Origin of the sequence: Acinetobacter sp. H1(2024) (assembly GCF_046557555.1) — a bacterium.
GTDB classification, from domain to species: Bacteria; Pseudomonadota; Gammaproteobacteria; order Pseudomonadales; family Moraxellaceae; genus Acinetobacter; species Acinetobacter seifertii.
Genome location: NZ_JBKGFO010000001.1, coordinates 60,523 through 87,273, shown reverse-complemented (window position 1 = coordinate 87,273; position 26,751 = coordinate 60,523). Strand labels below are relative to the sequence as shown.

Annotated in this window: 24 protein-coding genes and 1 pseudogene; 17 read left to right on the top strand and 8 right to left on the bottom strand. The window is 35.2% G+C overall.

All coding sequences use genetic code 11. From position 1 onward, the window contains the following. Positions 1–161 precede the first annotated feature (161 nt). On the top strand, positions 162–1,064 hold the full coding sequence (locus ACLCEG_RS00425; RefSeq protein ID WP_039250583.1) for a LysR family transcriptional regulator: 903 nt from the start codon (positions 162–164) through the stop codon (positions 1,062–1,064). A gap of 55 nt (positions 1,065–1,119) precedes the next feature. Here ACLCEG_RS00425 and map read toward each other — a convergent pair whose 3' ends face one another. Continuing rightward, positions 1,120–1,914: a type I methionyl aminopeptidase gene (gene map / locus ACLCEG_RS00420; RefSeq protein WP_410564960.1), complete on the bottom strand. Its 795-nt coding sequence runs from the start codon at positions 1,912–1,914 to the stop codon at positions 1,120–1,122. A gap of 352 nt (positions 1,915–2,266) precedes the next feature. Between map and brnQ the strand changes: the two genes are divergently transcribed. From brnQ to ACLCEG_RS00405, 3 genes are all read left to right on the top strand, one after another. Beyond that, complete coding sequence (gene brnQ / locus ACLCEG_RS00415) at positions 2,267–3,568, top strand: branched-chain amino acid transport system II carrier protein (protein ID WP_004708465.1); 1,302 nt, start codon at positions 2,267–2,269, stop codon at positions 3,566–3,568. A 192-nt stretch (positions 3,569–3,760) separates the two neighbouring features. Beyond that, entirely contained in the window at positions 3,761–4,180 is a 420-nt protein-coding gene (locus ACLCEG_RS00410) for a GlcG/HbpS family heme-binding protein (protein ID WP_002050687.1), read from the top strand. A gap of 258 nt (positions 4,181–4,438) precedes the next feature. Then, on the top strand, positions 4,439–4,684 hold the full coding sequence (locus tag ACLCEG_RS00405) for a hypothetical protein (protein WP_000949688.1): 246 nt from the start codon (positions 4,439–4,441) through the stop codon (positions 4,682–4,684). Between the two features lie 33 nt (positions 4,685–4,717). Here the strand turns inward: ACLCEG_RS00405 and ACLCEG_RS00400 are convergent, their stop codons facing one another. Then, the gene (locus ACLCEG_RS00400; protein ID WP_022575622.1) at positions 4,718–5,173 is read right to left on the bottom strand and encodes a hypothetical protein; all 456 of its coding nucleotides are present in this window, start codon (positions 5,171–5,173) and stop codon (positions 4,718–4,720) included. Between the two features lie 137 nt (positions 5,174–5,310). Here ACLCEG_RS00400 and ACLCEG_RS00395 point away from each other — a divergent pair, with 137 nt between their 5' ends. From ACLCEG_RS00395 to ACLCEG_RS00360, 8 genes are all read left to right on the top strand, one after another. Further along, positions 5,311–6,171 (top strand): alpha/beta fold hydrolase, encoded by an 861-nt coding sequence (locus ACLCEG_RS00395; RefSeq protein WP_410564958.1) that lies wholly within the window; start codon positions 5,311–5,313, stop codon positions 6,169–6,171. 223 nt (positions 6,172–6,394) lie between these two features. Further along, positions 6,395–9,256, top strand: a complete 2,862-nt coding sequence (ptsP, locus tag ACLCEG_RS00390) for a phosphoenolpyruvate--protein phosphotransferase (RefSeq protein WP_410564955.1) — start codon at positions 6,395–6,397, stop codon at positions 9,254–9,256. A 14-nt stretch (positions 9,257–9,270) separates the two neighbouring features. Further along, positions 9,271–10,218, top strand: coding sequence for a 1-phosphofructokinase (pfkB, locus tag ACLCEG_RS00385; protein WP_410564952.1), 948 nt, complete (start codon positions 9,271–9,273; stop codon positions 10,216–10,218). Continuing rightward, positions 10,205–11,923, top strand: coding sequence for a fructose-specific PTS transporter subunit EIIC (locus ACLCEG_RS00380; protein WP_410564950.1), 1,719 nt, complete (start codon positions 10,205–10,207; stop codon positions 11,921–11,923). The genes pfkB and ACLCEG_RS00380 overlap by 14 nt, the downstream gene beginning before the upstream one ends. Before the next feature lie 690 nt (positions 11,924–12,613). Next, positions 12,614–13,078, top strand: a complete 465-nt coding sequence (locus tag ACLCEG_RS00375) for a MarR family winged helix-turn-helix transcriptional regulator (RefSeq protein WP_151683357.1) — start codon at positions 12,614–12,616, stop codon at positions 13,076–13,078. A gap of 179 nt (positions 13,079–13,257) precedes the next feature. Further along, positions 13,258–13,473 (top strand): hypothetical protein, encoded by a 216-nt coding sequence (locus tag ACLCEG_RS00370; protein WP_004701241.1) that lies wholly within the window; start codon positions 13,258–13,260, stop codon positions 13,471–13,473. Between the two features lie 610 nt (positions 13,474–14,083). Continuing rightward, a complete protein-coding gene (locus ACLCEG_RS00365) occupies positions 14,084–16,177 on the top strand; it encodes an EAL domain-containing protein (protein WP_410564948.1) in 2,094 nt (697 codons plus the stop codon). Positions 16,178–16,322: 145 nt separating this feature from the next. Continuing rightward, positions 16,323–16,766: a universal stress protein gene (locus ACLCEG_RS00360; RefSeq protein WP_002050707.1), complete on the top strand. Its 444-nt coding sequence runs from the start codon at positions 16,323–16,325 to the stop codon at positions 16,764–16,766. A 55-nt stretch (positions 16,767–16,821) separates the two neighbouring features. On the opposite strand, the gene ACLCEG_RS00355 is transcribed toward ACLCEG_RS00360, so the two are convergent. Beyond that, positions 16,822–18,264, bottom strand: a complete 1,443-nt coding sequence (locus ACLCEG_RS00355) for a glucose/sorbosone family PQQ-dependent dehydrogenase (protein ID WP_410564946.1) — start codon at positions 18,262–18,264, stop codon at positions 16,822–16,824. A gap of 368 nt (positions 18,265–18,632) precedes the next feature. Here ACLCEG_RS00355 and ACLCEG_RS00350 point away from each other — a divergent pair. Then, positions 18,633–19,198 (top strand): annotated as a pseudogene (locus ACLCEG_RS00350) (STAS domain-containing protein); the annotation flags it as partial. A gap of 25 nt (positions 19,199–19,223) precedes the next feature. On the opposite strand, the gene ACLCEG_RS00345 reads toward ACLCEG_RS00350, so the two are convergent. From ACLCEG_RS00345 to kynU, 4 genes are all read right to left on the bottom strand, one after another. After that, positions 19,224–19,340: a hypothetical protein gene (locus ACLCEG_RS00345; protein ID WP_077163328.1), complete on the bottom strand. Its 117-nt coding sequence runs from the start codon at positions 19,338–19,340 to the stop codon at positions 19,224–19,226. 773 nt (positions 19,341–20,113) lie between these two features. Next, positions 20,114–20,860: an alpha/beta hydrolase gene (locus ACLCEG_RS00340; RefSeq protein ID WP_410564943.1), complete on the bottom strand. Its 747-nt coding sequence runs from the start codon at positions 20,858–20,860 to the stop codon at positions 20,114–20,116. Between the two features lie 7 nt (positions 20,861–20,867). Further along, positions 20,868–22,274 (bottom strand): amino acid permease, encoded by a 1,407-nt coding sequence (locus ACLCEG_RS00335; RefSeq protein WP_410564940.1) that lies wholly within the window; start codon positions 22,272–22,274, stop codon positions 20,868–20,870. Between the two features lie 40 nt (positions 22,275–22,314). Next, a complete protein-coding gene (kynU, locus tag ACLCEG_RS00330; RefSeq protein WP_410564937.1) occupies positions 22,315–23,565 on the bottom strand; it encodes a kynureninase in 1,251 nt (416 codons plus the stop codon). Positions 23,566–23,711: 146 nt separating this feature from the next. Between kynU and gigD the strand changes: the two genes are divergently transcribed. Next, a complete protein-coding gene (gigD, locus tag ACLCEG_RS00325; RefSeq protein ID WP_077169222.1) occupies positions 23,712–24,161 on the top strand; it encodes an Lrp/AsnC family transcriptional regulator GigD in 450 nt (149 codons plus the stop codon). Positions 24,162–24,203: 42 nt separating this feature from the next. After that, the gene (locus ACLCEG_RS00320) at positions 24,204–24,728 is read left to right on the top strand and encodes a GNAT family N-acetyltransferase (RefSeq protein WP_019458744.1); all 525 of its coding nucleotides are present in this window, start codon (positions 24,204–24,206) and stop codon (positions 24,726–24,728) included. Positions 24,729–24,791: 63 nt separating this feature from the next. Here ACLCEG_RS00320 and ACLCEG_RS00315 read toward each other — a convergent pair whose 3' ends face one another. Beyond that, positions 24,792–25,082: a hypothetical protein gene (locus ACLCEG_RS00315; protein ID WP_004701224.1), complete on the bottom strand. Its 291-nt coding sequence runs from the start codon at positions 25,080–25,082 to the stop codon at positions 24,792–24,794. Positions 25,083–25,498: 416 nt separating this feature from the next. Between ACLCEG_RS00315 and ACLCEG_RS00310 the strand changes: the two genes are divergently transcribed. Both ACLCEG_RS00310 and ACLCEG_RS00305 read left to right on the top strand, forming a co-directional pair. Next, positions 25,499–26,185: an HAD-IA family hydrolase gene (locus tag ACLCEG_RS00310; RefSeq protein ID WP_004701221.1), complete on the top strand. Its 687-nt coding sequence runs from the start codon at positions 25,499–25,501 to the stop codon at positions 26,183–26,185. Further along, positions 26,169–26,609 carry an RNA-binding S4 domain-containing protein gene (locus ACLCEG_RS00305; RefSeq protein WP_004701218.1) on the top strand — a complete coding sequence of 147 codons (441 nt, stop codon included), beginning with the start codon at positions 26,169–26,171 and terminating at the stop codon, positions 26,607–26,609. Before ACLCEG_RS00310 ends, ACLCEG_RS00305 begins: the two co-directional genes overlap by 17 nt. The last annotated feature ends 142 nt before the right edge of the window (positions 26,610–26,751 follow it).

Sequence of the window (26,751 nt, the reverse complement as noted above, 5' to 3'; positions counted from 1 at the left end):
CACACAAAACAATTTCAATGTCATTACATTTGCATTTCAAACCATCTAAATTTGCTTTTCGAGTCCTTTTTATATGCTTTTTACAAAAAATTAAAATCAAACTTTATCGTTGCAAAAATAATAATGTAAAATCTTTAGTGTTGCATAAATAGGATATTTTAATGCTCACCGATCTTGATGATTTTTATTGTTTTGCCCTTGTTGTTGAGCATGGTGGATTTAGCGCCGCTGAACGTGTTACTGACATCCCAAAATCAAAATTAAGTCGTCGTGTATATAATTTAGAAGAAAATTTAGGAGTTCGTTTAATACAACGTAGCTCACGCCATTTCGCTGTTACTGACATTGGTATGGATATCTATAGACATGCTCAAGTCATGATGAATGCTGCTCAAGCTGCTCATGATCTAGTCGACCACTTAAGTATTCAACCTAGAGGTGTGGTCAAAGTAAGTGTTCCTGTAGATATTGCCCAAAACCAACTCCCTAAAATTTTGCCAGCCTTTTTAAAAAAATATCCTGAAATACGCTTACAACTTATCGTAAGTAACCGCCGTGTTGATGTTATTAATGAGGGTATTGATGTTGCTTTACGTGTCAGATCTAAATTAGATGATGATCCAAGCTTAGTGTTAAGACAATTTTCACTTATAGAGCAAAGTCTATTTGCAAGTCAGGCTTATTTAAATGAATTTGGCAATATCAAGACGCCAGAACAACTGAGTGAGCATCGTATTTTAAGCTTATCTGAAGAGCATTTAGATCAACAATTCACCTTACATGGACCAGACAACCAATTGAAAAAAGTCAAAGTCAGTCCAACTGTGATGGGGACCAATCTTTATATGCTTGCCCAACTCGCAAGTCAAAATTGCGGTATTGCCTTATTACCAGAAACAGCTGCTGAAGATTTTGTGAAATCCGGCCAGCTTGTACAAATTTTGCCAGACTGGAAAGCGGCTCATGGTATATTTCATGCAGTTTATCCGTCTCGTAGAGGATTGCTTCCAGCGGTACGCGTATTCATTGACTATTTGGTAGAGCATCTTTCTGAGCATTCATAATATTTAAAAAATAAAAAAGTTCGATGAGACATCGAACTTTTTATACTTTTAGCGATTAAATTTTCGGATAGCTTCCCACACCTTCTGGCCACGGTGTCAACAATTCAAAACCTGTATCTGTAACAGCGACCATATGCTCCCATTGGGCAGATAAAGAAAGATCTTGAGTAATAACCGTCCAACCATCGTTTAATTCTTTAACTTGAGGTTTCCCTGCATTCACCATAGGTTCAATCGTAAAGACCATACCTTTCTTCAAAACTAATCCTTGTCCACGTTGCCCATAATGCAGAATATTAGGCTGCTCATGATAGACTTTACCAATGCCATGCCCACAATATTCACGAACAATGCTATACCCTTCGCGATGAGCAACTGATTGAATAGCGTAACCAATATCACCTAAAGTTGCCCCAGGTTTAACTGTGTGAATACCAGCAACCATTGCTTCATAAGTTGTTTCAACTAGTTTTTTAGCATGTGGATTTACATTACCCACATAGTACATACGGCTTGTATCACCAAAGTAGCCATCTTTAATAATCGCTACATCAATATTAATAATGTCACCATCTTTTAAAATTTTATTTGGTGAGGGAATACCATGACAAACCACCTCGTTAACTGAGGTACATATTGTTTTTGTGAAACCGTGGTAACCCACATTGGCAGGAATCACTTTTAAGATATTTACGATGTAATCATTACAAATATTATCTAAATATTCGGTTGTTACACCGGGTTTAATATACTCACCTATCATTTCTAAAACTTGTGCAGCCAAACGGCCAGAAATCCGTAATTTTTCCAGGTCTTGTTCGGTTTTAATTGTAACAGTAGAAGCTCTCATTCAATTTTATCCTCGTAGACATTGCTTTTACCATGTCTACAAAAATGTAAGTTAATTTCGAATATTTTAGAACGGATGTAGAGTAGGCAGGAAGCTGCAAATGCCCAAATATTCAACATTCATAATAGAAATTGATATTTTTATTTTTACATAATTCTCTTAAAAAGTCAGATATAAAAAATCTTTTCTTTATTTCTTTCAAAGGTTTTTCAACTACATAACTTAACCACTTGATATTTTTCATATCTCTGAATGATTTATAAGGTCGGAAAAAAAGCTTTTTCACATAAAATAGCGCTTGATCATGTTCTCGTTTGCTCTAAAATTCTTTCTTTTTTGTTAAATTTGATTTATGCAACAACTTCGTACTGGAGATATTATTGCTTTAGGTTTTATGACCTTTGCGCTCTTTATTGGAGCTGGCAATATTATCTTTCCTCCCATTGTCGCTCAACAAGCAGGTGATCATGTATGGTTGGCAGCCATAGGATTTTTGATTACTGCTGTTGGCTTACCCGTAATTACGATTATGGCACTCTCTCGCATGCAGGGTTCCATTGAAATCATTAGTTCACCTTTAGGCCGTATCGCAAGTCTGATTTTAACAGTAGTCTGTTATTTATCAGTTGGTCCTTTATTTGCTACACCACGAACTGCAACAGTTTCTTATGAAATTGGTTTTTCCTCTTATTTCGGAACATCAAGCAGTAGTCTTTTAATTTATAGCGCAATCTATTTTACATTTGTTACTTTAGTTTCGTTATACCCAAACAAGCTTTTAGATACAGTTGGACATGTTCTAGCACCTCTAAAAATTATCGCTTTAGCAATTTTAGGTATTGCAGCGGTTATGATTCCTGCGGGCTACGTTCCTGCTCCAATTAATCATTACGTTAACTCTCCTGTTTCGGAAGGTTTCGTAAATGGTTATCTTACTATGGACACTTTAGGTGCCTTAGTATTTGGTATCGTTATTATTCAAGCAATTTATTCGCGTGGTGTTACAGATAAAAAGCTAGTCACCAAATATGCAATTATTGCTAGCCTTATTTCAGGTGTTGGTCTTACTTTAGTGTACTTAAGCTTATTTAAATTAGGTTTAGGTAGTCACGAAGTTGCTCCAAATGCCGCAAATGGTGCTGTAATTCTGCATGCCTATGTTCAACATGCTTTTGGAAATATGGGTTCATTATTCCTAACTGGACTTATTTTCTTAGCGTGTATGGTAACTGCAATTGGTTTAACTTGTGCGTGTGGTGAATATTTTGCTCAACTCACCAAGTTACCTTATAAGCTTTTAGTATTTATCTTAGTTGGTTTCTCTTTCATTATTTCTAATCTTGGATTGACCAAACTCATTGCTGTATCAGTACCGGTTTTAAGTGCAATTTATCCACCAGCTATTGTGGTTATTATGCTCAGTTTCTTCTGGAAATTTTGGCATAAACCATCTTTTATTGTTGGTTCAGTAACAAGTATTGCTTTAATTTTCGGAATTATCGATGGGCTTAAGGTTGCGGGTTTTGGAGATAATCTTCCTACGTTCCTTCAACATTTACCATTAAATGAACAAAATTTAGCATGGTTGATCCCATCTCTAGTTGTTCTTGCGGTAACTACCCTTATCGACAAAGTTAAACATAAAAGCATTTAACCTGGTGTTTTTTTGAAATCGAGTTTTACCCAAACATGATTTTATATATTGAATAAAATGCTGAGTTTACCCAACCAGCATTTTATTTCCAACACCAATTATTTAATGACAATTCAACTATAGATATAATTAATTTTTACTGTAATATTACATTAAAATAATTTTTAGCTTACTCAGGAAAGAAGAGCATAAATGAAAAGTAAATATTATCTAACATTAGCAGATGCAGAGTTTTTAATGGAAGAAGCTCAAAAATATGCAATCGAACACAACTTCAAAGTCAGTATAGCTATTGTTGATGAAACAAGCTCTTTATTACTTATGAAACGCCTAGATGGCGCCTCTCCTCTCAGTACACATATATGCCTAGAAAAGGCTAAATGCTCATCAATGAGTGGCCGTCCTTCAAAATTTTACGAAGAGCTTCTTCAAAATGGCCGTCTTGGTTTCTTAAGTCTACCAAGTGCTAAAGGTATGCTAGAAGGCGGAAAAGCGATTATTTATGAAGGCCAGATTTTAGGTGCAATTGGTGTTTCTGGTGTCCAATCTTTTGAAGATGCTGAAATTGCACAACACGCAATTGATGTCTTCTTAAAGAAACAAAGCAACTAAAGTAAATTGAGAGAAAAGAGAAATTATTACACTTTTCACCTAAAAATTTCTCTTTTCTAAAATATTAAGTATTTTATACAAAAATATTTAATATTTACCTTTCTTATACCTTAACTATTTATAAATATAGAGGTTTTCATAAAACTGTTCAAAAATTTTTCAATTGACTATTGAATTAAGCTAAAAATACAAGTACAACATTAAACTTATTCTTGACTAAAACATTCGGTTTTAGCGCAACCACAAGGAGGGATGGAGATGTTATCATTACATTTCAACAAACAAGTCTTCATTAACACTCTGAACAGTAAAGATTCAGTTGTTTATGGAGTAACAACACTTGCTCTTATGCTGACTCTACTGTTTCAAGGTATGATTAAAGGGAATCTGAAACCCGAATACTTTATGTATGCCATGGTTGTTTCTTTTGTATTTTGTGTATGGGCCTTTGTCGACCACAAAATGCGAAAATTAGCTAAAAGACGACTTAGTCAACAGAAATAAGAATTCAAAAATGGATGAGCAATCATCCATTTTTTATTTATTTAAAAATACAAAAATCGTTCCCATTACCAAAATAGCAGTTGCCAGCAGCTCAGTAATAATTAAAGCAATCATCATAAATGTCATCAGCCATGTCGGCAAATTAACCTGCCCTAACCTATGCGGATGTTTAAACTGATTGGTTGTATCCTGCAAAAACCCATGAATGATATAAACTAAAATTGAGAAACTAAAAAACAGTATATTTGCCAATACACACCATACAGCAATATCCTCATTTAAAACCGTGAAATAGCTCAATACAGCTAGAATGAGCGTAGCTGCTGCATAAAGCAAACTGCTTCTATGTGCAATATCTACATAATAATGTGCACGGCTTAATTCAGAACGGCGAATTTGCCAATATTTCCATACCCCGGTTAACATTCCTATCCATAAAAAGACCCCACTAAAAACAATAGCCAACTGTACGGCTTTCGATAAATCCATCATTTCCTTTATTCGTTTTATTAAAATTTGATGAGTTATATAACATAAATCTTGACTTTGTAGTCACAATTTAATCAAGTACCTTTTCAGAACTCATGTACATTAAGATAAATGATTAGCCAATTAACTTTAAATCTATGGATAAGACTTTTGAATCTTTTTGGATTACCTGTAAAGATGGTTATCAGCTTGCAGCTCAATTTTATCCTGCTCAAGAAAAGAAAACTGAATATCCTATTCTCATTTGTCCAGCAACAGGTATAACTAAAAACTTTTATCACTCTTTCGCCGCATGGTTAAGCCAACAAGGCTATGATGTATTGAGTTTTGACTTTCGTGGTATTGGCGAGTCCCTACATGGCGCTTTAAAACAAAGCACCGCAAGTATTACCGACTGGGGAACACTTGATATTCCTGCTGCAATTGATGCTTTATTAATAAAAACAAAAGCAGATCAAGTTATTCTTATTGGACATAGTGCTGGTGGACAACTACTAGGAGTCGTACCTAATTATAATAAAGTCGCAAAAGTAATAACGGTTGCTGGTTCAACTGGACATATTAAAGGCCTTAAAGGAAAAACCAAGGTTTTAGCACCAGTTATGTTTAATCTTATCTTCCCTATTTCTAGTCTCGTTAAAGGCTATGGCGCAACTCAATTCATTGGTATGGGAGAAAACCTACCTAAAAAAGTTGCTCAACAATGGCGAGAATTTTGTAGCCATTCCGGATATGTCAAAAATGCCATCGGTAAGACTATTTTTCATGATTTTCATTCAGAAATTCAGTGTTCAATTACTGCGATTTGGGCTGATGATGATGAGATTGCAACCAAATGCAATGTAAAAGAATTATTAAGTCTATATCCAAATGCAAATAAAAAAATGATTGAACTTAATCCAAAAGATTTAGGATATAAATCAATTGGCCATATGTTGTTATTCAAAAAATCACATCAAAAACTTTGGTCTATTTTAGAACAAGAAATTAATCATTAATCACTGGTTTTATTTTCGCCTCTAAGTCAGTAATCCTACTTAGAGGTTTTTTTGTATTAAAAACGAACTACTTTTTACTTAAATGCGTCGATATACATTTAAAGTTCTGCTAAGGTAATTCATCTGAAGCTGTTGTCAAAAATAAGTAAATATACTTGTTTAATGCATACAGCTTCTTTTTTTCTGTTTTAGCTAAAGCCAAAGAAATTGTTCAAGGATAATTATGCTAGCACTAGAGCCTCAACATATTCATATGAATCAACATGCTGTTGATAAAACACATGCATTAAAGTGTCTAGTAGATATATTAGAAAATGATGGGTTAGTTACACCTGAATATATAACAGGACTCATCAATCGTGAACAACAAAGCGCGACTTACTTAGGCCAAGGTATTGCTATTCCCCACGGTACTCCCCAATCACGTGAATATATTTTAAAAACAGGTATTCGCTTAGCCCATTTTCCGGAAGGTGTAATTTGGGATGGAGAAAATAAAATCTATTTAGCTGTCGTTATTGCAGCAAAATCTGATGAACATTTGCAAGTTTTGCAAATTCTTACTCGCGCATTAATGCATGATGTGAGTGAACAAGTAAAAAATGCTTCTAAACCTGAACAAATTATTGAATTACTACAAGCTCAGCCTCTATCTTTAGCACTTCATGAAAATCTCATTCAAACTGAAATTGATGCGCAAGATATCGAAGACTTATTTTGGACAGCTTCTCAGACACTAAAAAAACATAATTTTGTAAAATGTGGTTTCTTAAGTTCACTCAATCCAGAACAAGCCATCCAATTACAAGATCAAATTTGGTCTATTTCTAGCAATCAATTTGTTCAACAACCTGCTATTAGTATTACTAAACCATCAAACATTTTAGAATTAAATGGGAAAAAGCTAAATACATTAGTTTGTATAGCAGCGAATGATCAGCTCGATAATGCAAGATTTAATCGTTTAATTGATATTTTATTCAACCCAGAACAAGTTGCAGAGTTAGATAAAACCCAAACTCCAAACGAAATTGCCAAAATTATTGGGGCTGATGTTATTCCAGACTGGCCTCAACGCTCAGTGGTATTAGCAAATGCACATGGCTTACATGCTCGACCAGCTACACACTTAGTCAATTTGACCAAAACTTTTCAAGGCGACATTCAAGTTGCTGTAGATGATGGCAACTTTGTTTCCGCTAAAAGTTTAACTCGTCTTTTAGCCTTAGGTTGTAAACGTGGTCAAACTCTACGTTTTATTGCAGAACCAGAAACCGATGCAGTAAATGCCTTAGATAAAGTGATTTTTGCAGTAGAGCAAGGCTTAGGCGAAGAAGTCGAAGCAATAGCAATAACCAGTCAAGTATCCGATCAGATTTCTTTACAACCTTCTCCATCAAGCGTAAAAACACTAGGAAACAACAACACAGGAATCGCGGCATCGAGCGGTTTGGCTTTTGGACCAGTACATGTGATTAAACCAAAGGTTTATCAATATGAACGCATGGGTTTAAGCGTAAAAGCTGAAAAAGAAAATTTAGATATTGCATTACATGCCGTAAAAAACAATATCCATCAAGTTATTGCCAAATCAGATGTTTCTGAAATTAAGCAAATCTTTCAAGCTCACTTAGAAATGCTTGATGACCCTGATTTGATTAATGGTGTCTATCAAAAAATTAACCACAATCTATCAGCACCAGCTGCCTGGCATGAGCACATTGAGGCTGCGGCTAAAGCGCAGGAAGCATTACCAGATCGTTTACTCGCTGAACGTGCAACAGACTTACGTGATATTGGTGACCGTGTTTTAACACAACTATGTGGTGAAGTGGTTATTGAAGAGCCTAAAGAGCCGTATATTTTAATTATGCATGATGTTGGGCCAAGCGATGTCGCTCGTCTTAACAAAGACCGCGTTGCAGGCATTTTGACTGCTATAGGCGGTGCAAGTGCTCATAGTGCAATTGTGGCACGTGCTTTAGGTATTCCGGCTATTGTTGGTGCTGGTGAACAAGTCTTGGAAATTGATCAGAAAAGTACCCTACTCATTAATGGTGACACGGGAACTTTTGTTTTAAATCCAGATACAGTTCAAATCGAACAAGCCAAGCAAGAGCGTGAGCAACAGCGTCAAATTCGTGAAGAAGCCGAACGTCATAGCCAAGAACCTGCTATTACTTTAGATCAACACCAAATCGAAATTGCGGCAAATTTAGGTAAAGTTCAAGCAACAGCACAAGCGGTAGAATGTGGTGCAGAAGCGATTGGATTACTTCGTACAGAGCTGGTTTTCATGTCTCATAGCAGTGCACCGAGTGAAACTGTTCAAGAAGCTGACTACCGAGTGGTATTAGATGCACTTGCTGGCCGCCCACTTGTTGTACGAACATTAGACGTAGGTGGTGACAAACCTTTACCTTACCTACCAATTGCTGAGGAAGAGAACCCATTCTTAGGATTAAGAGGAATTCGTTTAACTTTAAGACGCCCCGAGCTTTTAAGACAGCAATTAACTGCTTTATTAAAAGCATCGGATAATCGTCCATTACGAATTATGTTCCCTATGATTGGGCGCGTTGAAGAATGGCGTGCTGCGAAAGCGATTCTTGATGAAGTAAGAGCTCAACATCCATGTGACAATTTACAAGTTGGCATTATGATTGAAGTTCCTTCTGCTGCTTTGCTTGCACCAATTCTTGCACAAGAAGTCGACTTTTTCAGTATCGGTACAAATGACCTGACTCAATATACTTTAGCGATTGACAGAGGCCACCCAATACTCTCAGCTGAAGCAGATGGTTTACACCCAAGTATTCTGAACTTGATTGATCAAACTGTTAAAGCTGCCCACAAACACGGCAAATGGGTGGGAATCTGTGGTGAGCTCGCAGCAGACCCGAAAGCTGTACCTATTCTCATGGGATTAGGCGTAGATGAACTGAGTATGTCGCCAAATAGCATTCCACTAGTAAAAGCCCAAATTCGTACGCTGAGCTATAGTCATGCTCAAAAACTTGCGCAACAAGCTTTACTGTGTGATAGCGCTCCTGCTGTACGCCAGCTCTCTGAACAAGACTTATAAAATTGGGAATAGTAATGGCTAAAATTTTAACAGTTACTTTAAACCCTGCAATTGATGTAACCATCCAACTAAATGAGTTACAGGTAGGTGAAGTGAACCGACAAGAGTCGGTAGAAATTCATGCGGCTGGTAAAGGCCTTAATGTTGCTCAAGTATTAAAAGACTTAGGTCACGATGTCATCGTAACTGGTTTTTTAGGCGAACATAATCGACAAATTTTCGATACACATTTTGCCCAAGCTCAATTTCAATCAGAATTTATTTATATTGATGGCGAAACACGCCAAAATATAAAAATTGCTGAGCATTCTGGGCGGATGACCGATTTAAACGGCAAAGGTTTCTTTGTTTCTGAAACAGACAAACAAAGCCTATTTAATAAGATTGAAGCTCTGTTACCACAAATTGAAGTGGTTGCAATAGCTGGTAGCCTGCCCCAAGGTTTTAGTATTGATGAGTTACAACAACTTATTCAATTAATCAAAAAACAAAATAAAAAAGTTGCATTAGATACTAGTGGTAAAGCTTTGGTTGCCGCAATTGCATGTCAACCTTGGATGATCAAGCCTAATACTGATGAGCTCGTAGAAAGTTATCAACGTCCTGCAACAAGCTATGCTGAACAAAGAAAACTTTTTGACAGCTTAACCGATATTGAGCATGTGGTTATTTCAATGGGTGAAGGTGGCGTAAATTGGCTGCATGCCTCACACCCCCTACATGCTCAAGCACCAAAAGTTATTGTAAAAAGTACAGTCGGTGCTGGTGACTCCCTCTTAGCAGGTATGATTCACGGACTTGTAAGTCAACTTTCTCCTGAAGAAACTTTAAAAACTGCGACAGCAATTGCAAGCCATGCTGTAACACAAATTGGTTTTCGAATTCCTAATCCAGAAGTTCTAGACCAATTAAAAGCACAAACTACTATCAATTCATTGAGTGAATCTGATGCAAACTGCTAAACATTTATTATTTGTCACGAATAGTCCGCAACAGCAAGTCAATGCTTTGATTTTAGCTCGTAAACTTGCTTTAGTTGCAACACAACATGGCTATAAACACAGTGTTATTTCACTCGACGAATTTGAATCAAGTGATTACTTTAATCATGTGATTATTATTGGACAACAACCTAAAAACCTAAATATTTTTGGTCAAAGTACTTTATCTCTAGTTTCTATTGAAGATATTAAAGAAGATGCAGATAAAGCATTTTTAACAGCACTTGAACACTCGAAACCTGCAAACGAATGGGCTCAAAAACCTAAGCAGGCTTCAAATACAGCAACTCACTTTGTTGCAATTACTGCTTGCCCAACTGGAGTTGCCCATACATTTATGGCGGCCGAAGCGTTACAGCAAGGTGCAGAGAGACTTGGATATCAAATCGACGTAGAAACTCAAGGTTCTGTAGGCGCGAAGAATATTTTGTCAGCACAAGCGATTGCAGATGCCGATATTGTTATTCTTGCAACTGACATTGAAGTCAACACAGACCGTTTTGTAGGTAAACGTGTTTATCGATGCAGTACTGGCTTTGCCCTAAAACAAACCGACAAGGCATTTGCAGAGGCAATTGCGAATGCACAAGTTTTAGAACAAGGTAAACAACAAGCTACAACGGAAAATAAAGAGAAAACTGAAAAAGTTGGAGTATATAAACACTTATTAACTGGTGTTTCTTATATGCTACCCATGGTTGTTGCAGGTGGTCTATTAATTGCACTTTCTTTATGTTTTGGCCTGAATGCCGCAGAACAAGTTGGTAGCCTACCAGCTATATTAAAACAGATTGGTGCAGCAGCATTTATGCTGATGGTACCGATGCTATCAGGTTATATTGCATATTCCATAGCAGACCGCCCTGGTCTTGCCCCTGGTTTAATTGGTGGATTATTAGCTGCACAGCTACAAGCGGGCTTTTTAGGTGGTATTGTTTCTGGCTTCCTTGCTGGTTATATCGCATTATTTATTGCCAAAAAACTTAAACTACCAACTAGCTTAGAGTCTCTTAAACCTATTTTAATTATTCCACTATTAGGAACATTATTTGTTGGTCTCATTATGTTCTATGTGGTTGGTCAACCTGTAGCACATATTTTTGAGTTAATGAAAGATTTTCTCAATAACATGGGCACCACAAATGCCATATTAATGGGAATTATTCTCGCAAGTATGATGTGTATTGATTTAGGTGGCCCAATTAACAAAGCAGCTTATGCTTTTACGGTTGGTTTACTTACAACCAATACCTATATGCCAATGGCAGCCACTATGGCAGGTGGTATGGTTCCTGCAATAGGTATGGCAATTGCAACCTTCCTCGCTAGAAATAAATTTAGTACAGGCGAGAAAGATGCTGGCAAAGCTGCTTTCGTGCTTGGCTTATGCTTTATTTCAGAAGGTGCAATCCCATTTGCAGCAAAAGACCCAATGCGTGTTATTCCAACTTGTATTTTAGGTGGCGCAGTAACTGGAGCACTGGTTGCTTTATTTCACTGTGAACTCGTTACTCCACACGGCGGTGTATTTGTACTTCTAATTCCAAATGCAATTAATCATGCTTGGTTATATCTAGCAGCAATTGCAGCTGGCAGCATCGTAACAGGTGTTAGTTATGCCGTCCTAAAAAGGAACCAAGAAGAAAAACTATTAACAAACTCATAAGTTAATAAAAAAGGGAGAATATTAATTCTCCCTTTTTATTTCTAGCTAATTTTTAATGTTGAATTTGAACTGCTCGCGCCATAATTTCTTCTGGAAGATCTTGGGCTAATACCACTGCAAGAGTTAGCTTTTATTAGATTCTTCTTTTAATTTCTGAGCTTTTAGAACCCTATTTACATATTTAAGTTATAATTTGAAAGAATCGCCCTATTTAAAAAAATATTTTAATATTTAAAAATCAATAACATAAAACAAATATCCAATAAAATTTATAGATTATTCACCAATCATGTTAAATGTCTGGTAAATTTTTTAGCTTTACATGTAATTTAATTAATTGATTATATTAAATATTTCCTTATTAAATGCATTTATTTTTTATGGTTATGACTTTGTAGACAAAAAATATTTAGAGAAATGTCACGTTCAAAACAATTTTTTTTTTCTAGGATTCTCTGGCAAAAAGATATCGTTCATTTTACGAACAAGCGAGCAGCCAAGTTCAAATCAACGGTAAGAAATAAGTTTTATCAGATTAGTAAAATTTATAGTTTGTCCTTGTTAAATCAAACAATATAAATTTTGCTCACGACCTAAAGTCCTGATATAACTTGCTTAGTGAAACTATATTTTTCAACTATTAAGATTAGTTTCATAAAATGCGATCCACCAAGGTATGGGGAAAAGTCAATGACAAAGAAGTATGCGCGTTTTTTACCTACAACAGAATCTTTCACTCTTGAAGATTTTCCATATTATTGGATTACTCAGGTCCATGCTCAATATGTTCAGAATATTGACAATGCCCTTAAAAAATATGGCTTAGATAACTCACGTCGACGGATTATGCTTGCTCTCAGTAGCAAACCACATGCTAGCGTTTCTGAGCTATCTGACATGATCATCTCAAAGATGTCGACAACAACTAAAATTGTTTATCGCTTAAAAGACGAAGGTTTAGTTGAAACATATTCTTGCCAAACTGATGGACGTATTACACGTGTATATCTTACTGAACGTGGCACTGAAATGATAAATAAAATTAATGACCTGACCAGCGTCGTACTTGAGCAATCTTTTGAAGGTATAACCCCTTTACAGTTAGAAAAAATGATGGAAAGCTTAAAAATGCTTTTAAAGAATCTAGCTCGTTAATTACTTTCTATAACTTACTGAATTTTAAAGCCCTCTTATGAGGGCTTTTTTACATTTATTGACCATGACTCGAAACTTAAATTTCATAAATTAGTCAATTAAACACTATGCGTGTTGACTTGTTCTTTCAACTCCAGTAGAAACTCTCTTCTATTATCTACATCGTAATTTTTGGAAAAATGGCTAAAAGAAAATATAAAAGTGATAAGTTTCAGGTACGTCGTATTAACCGTCAATGGTGGGTACTTGAGAAGGATTTAGAAACTAATTGTTATAATAAGCATGAACAGGTAGCTACAAAAACTTTAGCTAACAATTATGCTGATGACTATATAGAGCAGTATTATATGAACCTTTATATTCAACAACAATTGAAAAAACCAGAAACCGTATAAAAAGCCATCATGGCTTTTTTTTATATAATTTAAAATTTAATAAACAGTAAGATGATAAAATTATGGCATAAAAAAAACCTACATCTTGGGGAAAATGTAGGCTATAAAATGCACAAAAAGGATGTATATATCCTTTTCGACAAAGAGAATTCTACGATAATATAAGGCCTTATTTTATGTTACTTTTGTAAACTTAATAGTAGTTATTGTATTTGTACTTAATGATTTAAATTAATTATTTATATAAATTTTTCTAAGTAAAATATTGAATCTAACCTAACTTGCGCCTTAAAAAATATTTTATCTCATTTATATACCTCCATAATCTCTTCTTTTTTCTAATATATAAACAACTGTTTATAACAATTTTTTTACAAAAATAAGCATAATTTTTTAAAGTTAAAACTCTATTTTTAGCAACCTAAATAGAATTAAAAATTAATAAATAACATACGCATACATGAACAATTACAATTATATTTTAGAAAAATATTTATTTAAGCTCAAAAAAACACCAAATGTCGAGTTTTTATAGCTTTTGTGCTGACGACACAACTATTACAATACAGTTTATAAATAGTTTAATTCTTCAGCAATTTTTAGGCATGTTATGACTTCAATGTCGAACACTACCCAAAAGCATTTTATTGTTGAGCAGATTCCTCTACCGACATGGGTTAGTGATGAAAAAGGCTTAATTTTATATTGCAATACGGAGTGTACAAAATACTGGCACGATACTTCTCCCCCATTATCTCAACAATGGCTAGATTTCGTGTACCCTGCCGATTTAGAAGAAGTTAAAAACAAATGGTTAGATGCTATAAGACTCCAATCAAGAATCGAATTTAAATGTCGTCTTTTACATAAAAGCCATGACTATCGATGGTGTAAGCTTTCAATTCAATTGTCAAAATATCATGAATCTTTGCCTGAAAATGAATGGTTTATTAGTTTTTTAGATATTGATCAAGACATTCAAGAACAACAAAACTTACGTAAAGATATTGATATACAAAATCAAATGCTTGATATCAGTGTCGATTGTATTAAAGTTTTAAATACAGATGGCACAGTCTCTCATATGAATAAATCAGGATGCGTTGCTCTAGGCGTGCCTGAAAATGAAAAAAAATTTGGAATGCCATGGTTAGACCTTTTACCACCTCATATACGTAAACGTGGAAGAGTTGCTTTAAAAAAAGCCTTACAAGGTAAAGTAGCTCGATTCGCTGGCATGAGTTCTTTACCCAATCAGGATCCTGAACATTGGGACAATATACTTACTCCAATTCAACATACAAACGGCGAAATTATTCAAATATTGTGTGTTTCTCGGAACGTTACTCAGCAACATCTTACTGAAAACCGATTAAGAGATATTAGTGAGCGTGATGAACTTACCGGATTATTTAACCGACGTTCATTTAAACTACAATTAAAGCGCACATTAACTTACTCAAGAGAAACTCAAACCAGCGTAGGGTTACTTTTAATTGATTTAGATCATTTCAAGCACATTAATGACACCATAGGTCATAGTGCTGGTGATCACTTGCTAAAAATTCTATCGAAACGTTTTAATCAGTGCGTAGAACATGAACGATGTATTGTTGCTAGATTAGGTGGAGATGAATTTGCGGTCATTATTAGTCATTTAAAAGATGAAGATGATATTCAAGGTATCGCTGAAGTATTACTCCAACAACTCAATCACCCTATTACATATGCTGGCAATGTGCTCAACGGCGGAATGAGTATCGGCTGTGCCATTTACCCGCAAGATGCTGTTGATCAGTCGAGTTTATTAAGCTGTGCAGACATGGCATTACATGACTTAAAAGCTCGAGGTCGTGGTGGTATACGTATGTATAACCCCAGTATGATGCAATTAACCGAAGCAATCGCATCTCAGCTTAACATTGCTAGGCAGCTTATTCGTCACCATACCATCCAACCTTACTATCAACCCAAAGTTGATTTAAAGACTCATGCCGTCCTAGGATTTGAAGCATTATTACGTTGGCACACAACATCAGCTCAAACAGGTTTGCCTTCACAAATTGCTGAAGCTTTTAAAGACTATGATTTAGCCAGTAAGATCGGTGAAATTATGCAGCATCAAGTTTTGCATGATATGGCTAAATGGATAAAATTAGGTTTTCAGCCACTTCCTGTATCTCTAAATGCAGCGCCAGTTGAATTTTTAAGAGACAATTACGCTGAACGCCTATTAAAAAAGATTTATCAGTTTGACGTTCCTACACATTTAATTGAAATAGAAGTTACTGAGCATATGCTTGGTGATCGTGGTTCTGAATATGTTATTCGTGCACTCAATAAACTAAAACAACATGGGGTACGCATTGCTTTAGATGATTTCGGAACAGGATCTTCTTCTCTAACACATATACGAGACTATCCAATTGATTGCCTAAAAGTCGATTGTAGCTTTATACAAAAGATGCAAAATGACCCATCAATTTATGCAATCGTCCAAGCAATTGGCTTACTTGCACCCAATCTTTCCCTTAGGCTAATAGCAGAAGGTATTGAAACACCTGAACAACAAGAGTTACTGCTCCAGTTCGGATATAACATTGGACAAGGTTTCTTATTTGAACAAGCTATTGATGCGAATCAGGTTATATCTATTCTTAAACAAGGTCAGGCTTATATAGAAAGCCACTATTCTATGAATTAGTCTGAATATTCAAAAGAAGTCGCTCGCTTTACACACTAAAAACACACAATAAAAACCATAAAATTGGCGATAATATAATCATAACGATAACTAATTTTTAGTTCTTCAACAATAAATATTGTCACAAGGCAATAAGGAGCAATATATGAGTTATCACCATATTTTAGTTCCAGTCGACGGTTCTCCTACTTCACTTATTGCGGTTAATCATGCTGCAAGTCTTGCAAAAGCATTTAACAGTAAAGTTACTTTAGTATATGCGCTCACTATTGATCCTTTTATTTCAGTTGAAATCATCGATAGTACAGAAATCGCGCAAGATTACTTTAATAAAGCGAGAGCTTCGATTCAGGGCATTTTAGATCAAGCTAAAGAGCAATTTAGTCAACACGGAATTTCTGTTGAAACAAAGATTGTTGAAGGTCAAACAATTCACACAGAAATTATCAAAGCAGCAACTGAGCTAAAAGCTGATTTATTAGTGATTGGTTCTCATGGGCGAAAAGGTTTTAAAAAGTTCTTCTTAGGAAGTGTGACTCAAGCACTGTTAGGAGAAATCCATGTACCAGTATTGGTCGTAACTGAATAAATAAATCTAAACTTGTATAAAAAACCCAGCTATAGAGCTGGGTTTTTTACATAAATTACTTTCCGTTATACGTAAATTTAATAAGAGAACCAGGATTCTCTAAAGTATGCGTTACAGAACCATCGTCTTTTTGCACATTCCCTGCTGTATCGGTCAGTACATATAAAACATTGCCCTCTGGACTTGCAATCACGTCACGATAGCGGTTATTGCTTTTAAACATCGGGATAGCATCATCCAAAGTCGCACTATATGTCGGATCTAGCTTAATACGGAAAATTACCCCACGTTTTAAAGATGGTACCAATAATGTATTTTCCCATCCCGGAATCGCTTTTTTGCCTCCCGTATATACATATGCCGATGACGGTGCAACCGTTGGCCAGCAGACATAAGTCATATCACCACAAGTTGGATCATTGTAGTTATAGGTATCTTGTACGGTATATAACGTTTTTAAAGGTGCTACAAAGTTTTTCCCAGTCCATTCAGACTCTTTAGTCACTGGAACGCCTTCGGCTACTTTTACTCCATTTTGACCCAAATCTTTAATTTGTGATTTATTAGTCGCAGCCGAATAGTTGGCATAGGCATAGCCACTATCGTCTTTATAACCAGCTACATTTGGCCAACCATAGTTCCCACCTTTTAAAATGAGATTAATTTCATCATCAGAATTTGGGCCTTGCTCAGACTGTAAAAGCTTTCCGTTTGGAGCAAATGCCAAACCTTGTGGATTACGATGCCCTAAAGTATAGATATGACTAACTACCCCATTAAAGCTTGGGTTATCTTTAGGAATACTTCCATCAAGATTTAAACGTAATACCTTGCCCATATAGGTATGGTAGTCTTTGCTATTCAGCTCTTGCTGAGTTGGGGTATGCTGCGCCTGATTTGGTAAAAACAAATAAGCCAACTGGTTACGACCTTGGTCACCAATTGTATAATAGATTTTTTGGTCGGGGCCAATAACAAGACGACCAGACTGGTGATCTTTCGATGATGGTAAACCTGCAATCAAATCGATAGGTTTTTCAAATGTATCTGTTATTTTATTATAGGTATACCTACGGATAATCGTTTGGTTTGGTAGTTCTTTATCTGTAGATTTTGGATTTTTAAAAGTACCCGAAATATAGATATAAGGGTTATGTTTAAAATCAGGATGAAAGGCAAAGCCTAATAAACCATTTTGTCCATCTGCATCATTCACAATTTCAGGAACCTGAAAAACTGTTTTTGCACTACCAGACTCAGGATTGACTCTTATAATCTTTCCCGTTGCTCGTTCAGTTAACCAAATCTGATTATCTGGCCCCCATAACAAAGCATGCGGTTTATTTAAGTTAGACAAAATAACTTTTTTATCAAAATTTTCTGTTTTTGCTTTAGCAAATTGTGCAGGGGTAAGAGGAATATCAGCAAACGCTGTATTGAATGCAAATATCTGGGCAGCACCCACTAAAGCAATTTTAGTTAATAAATGTTTATTCATATGTCCACCTTATAAATTTTCAAAATTTACGAGAATTTTTAAACTTTTAGCAAAAGTTTGGTACATGCTCTCTATATGATTTGTATTATGATGAATAGCACATTTATTAAAATCCAAATTTATGAAAGGCTCTGTTGCATAAAAGTAGCTATTAAAAAGAGCTCAACATCTTTATAAACTTCTTTAAAGTTAAACAACTTAAATTTATCGTTATCTCTTTTATTAATTTTTAGATCTTATGCTATTCTTCAAACACTTTTAAATGCTTCAAACTCTATATCCATGATGCTTACGCCACCTTAAGTTTACATCCTCTTATTTCTTGTAAATAACTCATCACTGTTTAGTGATGTCGTGTAGTTAGGTGTGAAGGGATTGCTAATATTGCTTCAGGTTTTTTGGGTGGTATGGCCGGTTGTGCCATGATTGGTCAATCAATGATTAATGTAAAATCGGGTGGCCGCACACGTTTATCTACTTTCTGCTGTGGAGTTCACTAACACAATTTCAAAACAATCCTAAAAGCAGTAATGTTGTTATGATTGGTACTGTTATCGTGGTAGTTGCCACTCATAACTTAGCGTTAGGCGTATTGACGGGCGTATTACTTTCAGCACTTTTCTTAGCAAATAAACTTGAAAATGATATTCGTATAGAAACCTCCTTAGAAGGTGAAGCTCGTCTGTATAAGTTAAGTGGTCAAATATTTTTTAGTTCATCTGAAAATTTTATGCAAGGCTTTAACTTTAAAGAAGATATTAAAGAAGCCATTATTGACCTTACCCATTCTCATATTTGGGATGTGACTTCAGTTGCTATGCTAGATTCTGTAGTAAATAAATTTCAAAAGAACAATATTAAAGTAACTGTTCGCGGTCTAAATGAAGCGAGCTCAATTATGATAGATAAATATGGTACTCATGCAAAAATTTAAAAAAGGTCCTTCAGGACCTTTCTTTTTACGTTTGAGGAGCAATTATATAAAAATATAAAAGCATACTTATTAAAACAACTAGCATAACAGTCAAATAAGTACCAACTGTATTAAAACTTTTTAGAAACTTCAAAATATCCATAAAATCTTAGAAACAACCAAACTTTTAAAAATTATTTAAAAATTCAATCAAATTATCAACCATAAGAATTTTACAATTTATTCAACTACAAATTTTTCGTATCAGAAATGTATAAATATATTAATTATTGATTTAGTTCTTAATAAAAAATACCCCCATATTAAAAAATATGAGGGTATTAAAAAAAAATAACTTTACAGACGCAGTATATGCTTCAACTACTATAATCGCTTAAAGATGTATTTTCAATACCTCTTTGATAAATTTAGTGACTTATGACTATAAATATGAACAAATTTGATGATTTTATGTACTAAAATACTTTTCAACAGAAAGTTTGAAAATAAAAAAGTCCGTATCTTGGGAAGCTACGGACTATAAAACTCATCTAAGCAACAGCTAAACAATTTGTCACGTAGAGAGAAAACACTATCTTTTTAATCTAATCGAGATATTAGTTTAGGTCAACTCTTAAGCATATATATCAATAAAAAAGTTAATTAAATGTGACAAAGTTTACAGTTCAATCCACATATAACAAACAATGAATATATATTATTTAAATTTAAATAAATATATATAATCTAATTTTAGGTTCAAGTAAATGATTTACCACATAAGGTCTAACAATCACTTAAAATCGTCTATACACTTAAGTTAACAATTGAGATGGAGGCATTCTCTTTTATAGAGCAAGGATAAGTTTTTGATTTTTAAAATCTATAATTTATCCAATTTAATTCCCCAAAGTTTTATATTTCGCATTTTCGATTTTATTTAAATATATACTTAAAGTAATAATCTAAAATAGAATAATGATTAACTTCGGAAATAATATCTAATGACATAAGATTCTGATTTTGTTTGCACTTATGATCAAAATAGTTTTGGCTTTGCCATTTCAACTCACTTAACTCCAACTCTCCACACAAAAGCATACAAGGAATATCAACATTCTCTTCCCGATGAATAGGGCTACATTTTAAAATATCGTCTTGTGATAACTTTAGTGCATGGTTTAAATGAGTCGCTTGTATAGGTGCTAAATCATATATTCCACTTAATAAAGCCACCTCAGATAACAAAGGGTGGCTTAAACATAATGCTCCGAGATGCGCCCCTGCTGAATGGCCCACTAATAAAACCTCATCCGTTTTCCAATTCTGCTGTGCAATAAAATCTAGGGCTTTTTGAGTCTGAGCCACAATTTGCGAAATATGGCGTTGAGGAGCCAAGTCATATTCTACAAGTACACACTGCGCTCCTTTTGCCAAAATATACGGTGCTATAAAGGCAAAGTCCGATTTATCACACCACTGCCAATATCCCCCATGTATAAAAATCACTGTTTTATTGGCATGTTCTAAAGGGAAAAAATCCATCGTTGATCGGTTCTGTGAACCATACTTAATATCTTTTACGTGATGATAGGCCTGATAACTTAGCAAGCTTCTATATTGAAAGCTTGCTAATATTTCACCTTCATTTGCTACCGTTGTAGCATTGTCATATTGTCTCATATCGCGATTACTTCAATGTCTCTTCAGTAGACTTAAGACTTACTTTTAAGGTTGAACGTTTTAAGTAGAAGCAAAATATCAGAACAAGCACCAAAGGTACGCCAAACTGTAAAGTAGACTTAAACTCATTCGTAAACCAAGTGGTTACTGTAATACTCAAAATCGCAATAAAACCAAATAGTGAGATGAATCGACTAGCAGGAATTTTAAATTTCAGCTCGATGCTTTGCTGAGCCATATGTTTTCTAAAAAACATATGTGTTACAAAGATGCTGCCCCACGTGAACAATGCACCAAACATCGATAGCGCAATCATGATTGGAAACGCAGAAGCCGGATTAATCGTATAAACAATACTAGCAATACCAATCCCCACCGCTGATAACAACAGTGCATTTACCGGTACACCGTTGCTACTGATTCGGCCAAAAACTTTTGGTGCATCACCTGCACGGGACAAGCTAAACAACATACGAGTTGAAATATAAAGCATGCTATTCATTGCAGATAAGGCAGCTACAATTACAATAAAATTTAAAATGCTATCGGCATATGGAATACCAACAATCCTCATGACCATAACAAAAGGACTTGTTGCATCTGCTCCAATCAAAACCGTCCATGGCACCAAAGTAACGATGAGAAGTAACGATAATAAATAGAACAAAATGAGTCGGAGTGCTGTGCTTTTAAATGCCTTTTTTACTGCTTTTTCAGGGTCTTTTGCTTCACCAGCTGCGACGGCGATCATTTCTATACTTAAATAACTAAATATTGAAATAATGACACCAATCCATACCCCACTAAAGCCATTGGGGAAAAAGCCTCCATGCCCTGACAAATTAGTCACAACTTGCTTCATTCCCTGATTGCTTTGAGTCAAGATACCAATAGCCAAAAGAATAAACACGATAATGGCAAAAACTTTGATTGTGGAAAACCAGTACTCAACTAGTCCGAAGGCTTTAACACTATAGGCATTTATAACAAGTAAGGTCAGTGAAAAAAAACCAATCCAGACCCAAGAGCCTACATTGGGGAACCAAAGCTTCATATAGTCAGCTACAGCGGTAATCTCGGTACCTACAGCCAGCACAATACAAGCCCAATAACAGTAGCGAACTAAAAAGCCAGCAAGTGGACTCATATAATGTTCTGCATACGCCCCAAATGAGCCCGAAGTAGGATGCTGAACCGTCATTTCAGCCAAGCAAGCCATAAGTGCAAATGCAATTAAACCACCAATCGCATAGCTGACAATGACTGCGGGACCTGCAAAGCTAATTGCAAATTTGCTTCCCATAAACAATCCGGTTCCAATTGCTCCACCAATCGCAATCATACCCATCTGTTTTGCAGATAACTTTTTATGCAGCCCAGCTTCTCTATTTTGTATTTCATCAAAACTACTCATAGGCCCTCCTAGCCATTTATTTTATTTTGATTCCTTAAAATCAGGTCACTTCACCGCGAACTAAATAGCGCTTGTTTTTCCATTCACTATTCAGCATGGTTTCTTTTAAATGCTGTACTGCATTCCAAATATCTTCAAATCCTAAGTACAAAGGTGTAACACCAAATCGCAACACCGCAGGTTCCCGATAATCACCAATCACACCACGTGCAATAAGCGCCTGAATAATTTCATAACCGAATTCATGGCGATAACTAACGTGACTACCACGATATTTATGATCTAAAGGCGTAATTAACTCAAAACCAAATTCAGAGCATTCTTGCTGTACCAGTTGAATGAATAAATCAGTTAATTTCAGAGATTTCTCACGGATTTTTTGCATATCGGCATGTAGGAAAATATCTACGCCGCATTCAATAAGACTCATAGAGATAATGGGCTGTGTTCCACATAAATAGCGACGAATGCTATTAGCAGGCTCATAATGCTGTGCCATATCAAATGGTTTCTTGTGACTCCACCAGCCAGATAAAGGTTGCCAAAACTGATCACGGTGCTTTTCATTGACCCACAACATTGCTGGAGAACCAGGACCACCATTTAAATATTTGTAGGTACAACCAATCGCAAAATCACTGCCGCTTTGGTTTAGGTCCATTGGAACAGCACCAACGGAGTGACATAAATCCCAAATCACCAAAGCTTCTTTAGAGTGAATCTGCTCATTAATAGATGACATATCGTAGAAATACCCAGTACGGTAATTCACGTGAGAAAGTACCACTACTGCAACATCTTTCTCTAATGCTCGAGCTAAGTCTTCTACGCCATCAATCAATTCAACTTGATAGCCCTTTTGAATTAAATCAATGAAACCTTCAATAATATAAATATCTGTTGGAAAAGCATCTTTTTCCGCAACGATGATTTTACGTTCAGGATATTTTTCAGCCTGAATTTTTACCGCTGCTGATAAAACTTTAAATAAGTTCAGTGTAGTTGAATCTGAAATAACAACTTCGCCTTGCTCAGCACCAATCAATGTGGCTACCTTATCTCCCAGTCTAGTAGGTAGCCCCCACCAATCAGCCTTATTCCAGCTATTGATCAAATCTTCTCCCCATTCTTGGGAAATAATGTGCTGGGCGACAGCCAAAGATTTCTTTGGTCTAGCACCTAAAGAGTTACCATCTAAATAAATGACACCTTCTGGCAATGCAAATTCATCTTTAAATTTTTTGAGTTCATCTTCCTGATCCCAATATAGACACTGTTCACGAGTAATCATTTGGTATTGCACCTATTTCAACATTTCCTTTGTATTTGAATTTTATCACGCCAATTCTTGCGATTTATTCGATAATATTTGATAAAAAATGACTAATTTCGTATAAAATTCTAATTAAAATTAAAAAACATGGATGGAATTCGAAAATGAATGTCGATGCAATCGATCTAAAAATTTTGAAGTATTTACAAGATAATGGCCGCTTAAGTAACCAAGAACTTGCTGATCTAGTCAATCTCTCAGCATCTGCTTGTCACCGACGCGTCAAGATTTTAGAAACAAACGGGATCATTGAAAAATATCAAGCGAAAGTTAACTACGAAAAATTAGGTATAAAAATTGAGGCCATAGTTGAAATTAAACTTGCTCAACTCACTGAAAATGATCATCAGTTTTTTTTAAGCCAGATCAAGAATTTTGATGAAGTGATTAATGCTTATATCATTACAGGCGAATCTAATTATGTCCTGCATGTCGCCACTAAAGATCTAGATTCTTTTTCTCACTTTGTTATTAATACACTCAATAAAATTAAAGGAGTGGTAAGCATTAATTCTAAGATTATCTTACAGAAAATTATACAAAAGCCACTGTAGACTATATGGTTAAATTAAAATTATATTTAAAGAGCTTTTACTATGATCGAAACCGAACGTTTAATCTTAAGACAATGGAAAGAAACTGATGCTGCCCCCTTTATCGAAATGGGATTGGATAAAGATGTTATGCGTTTTTTTCCAAAGCTTTTATCTGCTACTGAAAGTATAAATTTAATTCAAAGAGCATCGGCCCTTATTGATGAAAAAGATTGGGGATTTTGGGCTGTAGAATTAAAAGAAAGCCATGACTTTATTGGTTTTATTGGCCTACACGACCAACCAGAACAATTTGATTTTTCCCCTTGCATTGAAATTGGCTGGAGGATTGCTACAAAATACTGGAAAAAAGGTTATGCCACAGAAGGAGCAAAAGCAGCATTAGACTATGCCTTCAATGTGCTTAATAAAGATAAAGTGGTTTCTTTTACAGCAACAGTGAATAAGCCTTCTCAAGCTGTAATGGAAAGACTAGGAATGCGTAAAGTTAAACACTTCAATCATCCCAAGCTTCCAGATGGGCACGCACTTCAAGAACACGTTCTTTATGAAATATACAATCCTTAATTTGAGTTATGAGTATATTAAATAGTGATATGATCAAAGATTACTAATAAATTTAAACCAGAGCTATTCATCAAAGTCATAACCTACCGAAGTTGAATGCTCCCAATACTCATTAATTTTATCTGCAATAGCTTCTTTGTCCATTGTAGTTAAAACATAGAAAAGTTTTGCCTCTTTGTTTTTTCTCAAAATTAATAAATTGTAATAGTCATATTCAGGACCATTTAGTCCTAGTGATGGTTCTTGACAGTGCTTTTCAGCCTTGTAATGCCATTCAAGTTTATAAGTATCAATGCCATTTGCGGCATTGATAACTATGCCATCATTGGCTCCTCCAATAAATCCAATTTTCATTGCCTACTCTAAATTATTATTCGGATAATTTTTAATATAACTTTAAACATGGACAGTTCAATTTATAAAATGTTCGTCAATACGTACACTATGTAAATCAAAATAGTGCGATTACTACTTTTATAGACATAAGAGTACTATTGATAGATTCCCATCATTTAAAGTTCCATTTATTATTTTGAATAAATTGATCAGAATTGCGATCACTCAATTTTCATTAGACTCTCCATCTAAAAAATAACAATCAAGTCCTTGGCAGCATTTGAATTTATCACTTTTAACAATCATTATTAATCAGCCTCGATAGACCTCTAAATGATGAAATAATAACAAATCAATCCGTTTTTATAGGCTTTAATGCTTATAATTTTAGCCTAACTTTCTTCCTTGTCTATTCAAATTGGAGTCCTTAAAACATGGCTAAAATAGTGCTTTTCGATATGGACGGAACTTTGTTAGATTTGGCTTTTGACGACTTTATCTGGAACGAATGTCTACCTGTACGGCATTCTCAGACGCATCAACTCTCTTTAACAAAAAGCCAAGAAATATTGACTCAGTTTTATCTTAGTAATAAGCACACTCTTTCATGGTACTCCTCAAATTATTGGACGAAAACTACTGGAGTAGATGTTTTAAATCTTCAGAAAGAATTTCAACACAAAATTAAAACACGATCAGGATGTATGGAGCTACTTAATGCTCTAAAAGAACAAGGTTATCAATGTTGGTTAGTGACCAATGCAGACTGCGCAAGTTTACAATTAAAACTTGATAACATCCCTATTCAAGATTTTTTTGATGTGATTGTATCTAGTGAACAAATGGGTTATGCGAAGGAAGATCTTCAGTTTTGGCAAGAGTTACAACGCTTGCATTATTTTGAACCAAAAACCACTATTTTTTTAGACGATACTCTTCAAGTTTTAAAAACTGCAGAAAAATTTGGTATAAGACACTTGTTTACTATATTACAGCCCTCAACTCTTAAGAGTAAAAGACAGCCACAAGATTTAGAGTATAAAGCTCTAGATCAGCTTACAGAGCTACTGTCTGTTTTGAATCAAACTGATAGAAAGGATAATGATGTCAAAATTGCATGAAAACGATGCTGTAGACACAATGCGTGTCGACAAATGGTTATGGGCAGCACGTTTTTTTAAGACTCGTTCTATTGCTAAAGCTGCAATTGAAGGTGGTAAAGTACATCACAATAATGAGCGTGTAAAAGTTTCTAAAGAAATTCGTGTTGGAATGGAACTTGTTGTTCAACAAGGTTTTGAAAAAAAGACAGTTGTTGTCAAAGCACTTTCCAACACCCGAGGACCAGCTCCAGTTGCGCAGCAACTTTATGAAGAAACTGAAGTAAGTATTGCGAGACGGGAGTTGATTGCGTCCCAACGAAAATTGCATAATCTAGCTCGACCTGACCATAGACCAAGTAAGAAAGATCGGCGACAAATCAATCGGTTTAAACAGGATAACGATCAACATTATGAAGACCATTGGTCTTATGATGATGAATAGAAACGTCGAGTTATGTCGCACTCACATATATAAGATATAGAAGCTAAAGAAAAAATCTGTCACTATTAGCCCTGTGAAACAAGTTGAGATTCAATGCATCCACTTGGGTTAAACGTGATGAACATAGAGTATTGAGGTTTTT

Bases quoted from the DNA above. Each gene is read 5' to 3' on its own strand.
- ACLCEG_RS00425 (WP_039250583.1), top strand. From the start codon at position 162: ATGCTCACCGATCTTGATGATTTTTATTGTTTTGCCCTTGTTGTTGAG.
- map (WP_410564960.1), bottom strand. From the start codon at position 1,914: ATGAGAGCTTCTACTGTTACAATTAAAACCGAACAAGACCTGGAAAAA.
- brnQ (WP_004708465.1), top strand. From the start codon at position 2,267: ATGCAACAACTTCGTACTGGAGATATTATTGCTTTAGGTTTTATGACC.
- ACLCEG_RS00410 (WP_002050687.1), top strand. From the start codon at position 3,761: ATGAAAAGTAAATATTATCTAACATTAGCAGATGCAGAGTTTTTAATG.
- ACLCEG_RS00405 (WP_000949688.1), top strand. From the start codon at position 4,439: ATGTTATCATTACATTTCAACAAACAAGTCTTCATTAACACTCTGAAC.
- ACLCEG_RS00400 (WP_022575622.1), bottom strand. From the start codon at position 5,173: ATGGATTTATCGAAAGCCGTACAGTTGGCTATTGTTTTTAGTGGGGTC.
- ACLCEG_RS00395 (WP_410564958.1), top strand. From the start codon at position 5,311: ATGGATAAGACTTTTGAATCTTTTTGGATTACCTGTAAAGATGGTTAT.
- ptsP (WP_410564955.1), top strand. From the start codon at position 6,395: ATGCTAGCACTAGAGCCTCAACATATTCATATGAATCAACATGCTGTT.
- pfkB (WP_410564952.1), top strand. From the start codon at position 9,271: ATGGCTAAAATTTTAACAGTTACTTTAAACCCTGCAATTGATGTAACC.
- ACLCEG_RS00380 (WP_410564950.1), top strand. From the start codon at position 10,205: ATGCAAACTGCTAAACATTTATTATTTGTCACGAATAGTCCGCAACAG.
- ACLCEG_RS00375 (WP_151683357.1), top strand. From the start codon at position 12,614: ATGACAAAGAAGTATGCGCGTTTTTTACCTACAACAGAATCTTTCACT.
- ACLCEG_RS00370 (WP_004701241.1), top strand. From the start codon at position 13,258: ATGGCTAAAAGAAAATATAAAAGTGATAAGTTTCAGGTACGTCGTATT.
- ACLCEG_RS00365 (WP_410564948.1), top strand. From the start codon at position 14,084: ATGACTTCAATGTCGAACACTACCCAAAAGCATTTTATTGTTGAGCAG.
- ACLCEG_RS00360 (WP_002050707.1), top strand. From the start codon at position 16,323: ATGAGTTATCACCATATTTTAGTTCCAGTCGACGGTTCTCCTACTTCA.
- ACLCEG_RS00355 (WP_410564946.1), bottom strand. From the start codon at position 18,264: ATGAATAAACATTTATTAACTAAAATTGCTTTAGTGGGTGCTGCCCAG.
- ACLCEG_RS00345 (WP_077163328.1), bottom strand. From the start codon at position 19,340: ATGGATATTTTGAAGTTTCTAAAAAGTTTTAATACAGTTGGTACTTAT.
- ACLCEG_RS00340 (WP_410564943.1), bottom strand. From the start codon at position 20,860: ATGAGACAATATGACAATGCTACAACGGTAGCAAATGAAGGTGAAATA.
- ACLCEG_RS00335 (WP_410564940.1), bottom strand. From the start codon at position 22,274: ATGAGTAGTTTTGATGAAATACAAAATAGAGAAGCTGGGCTGCATAAA.
- kynU (WP_410564937.1), bottom strand. From the start codon at position 23,565: ATGATTACTCGTGAACAGTGTCTATATTGGGATCAGGAAGATGAACTC.
- gigD (WP_077169222.1), top strand. From the start codon at position 23,712: ATGAATGTCGATGCAATCGATCTAAAAATTTTGAAGTATTTACAAGAT.
- ACLCEG_RS00320 (WP_019458744.1), top strand. From the start codon at position 24,204: ATGATCGAAACCGAACGTTTAATCTTAAGACAATGGAAAGAAACTGAT.
- ACLCEG_RS00315 (WP_004701224.1), bottom strand. From the start codon at position 25,082: ATGAAAATTGGATTTATTGGAGGAGCCAATGATGGCATAGTTATCAAT.
- ACLCEG_RS00310 (WP_004701221.1), top strand. From the start codon at position 25,499: ATGGCTAAAATAGTGCTTTTCGATATGGACGGAACTTTGTTAGATTTG.
- ACLCEG_RS00305 (WP_004701218.1), top strand. From the start codon at position 26,169: ATGTCAAAATTGCATGAAAACGATGCTGTAGACACAATGCGTGTCGAC.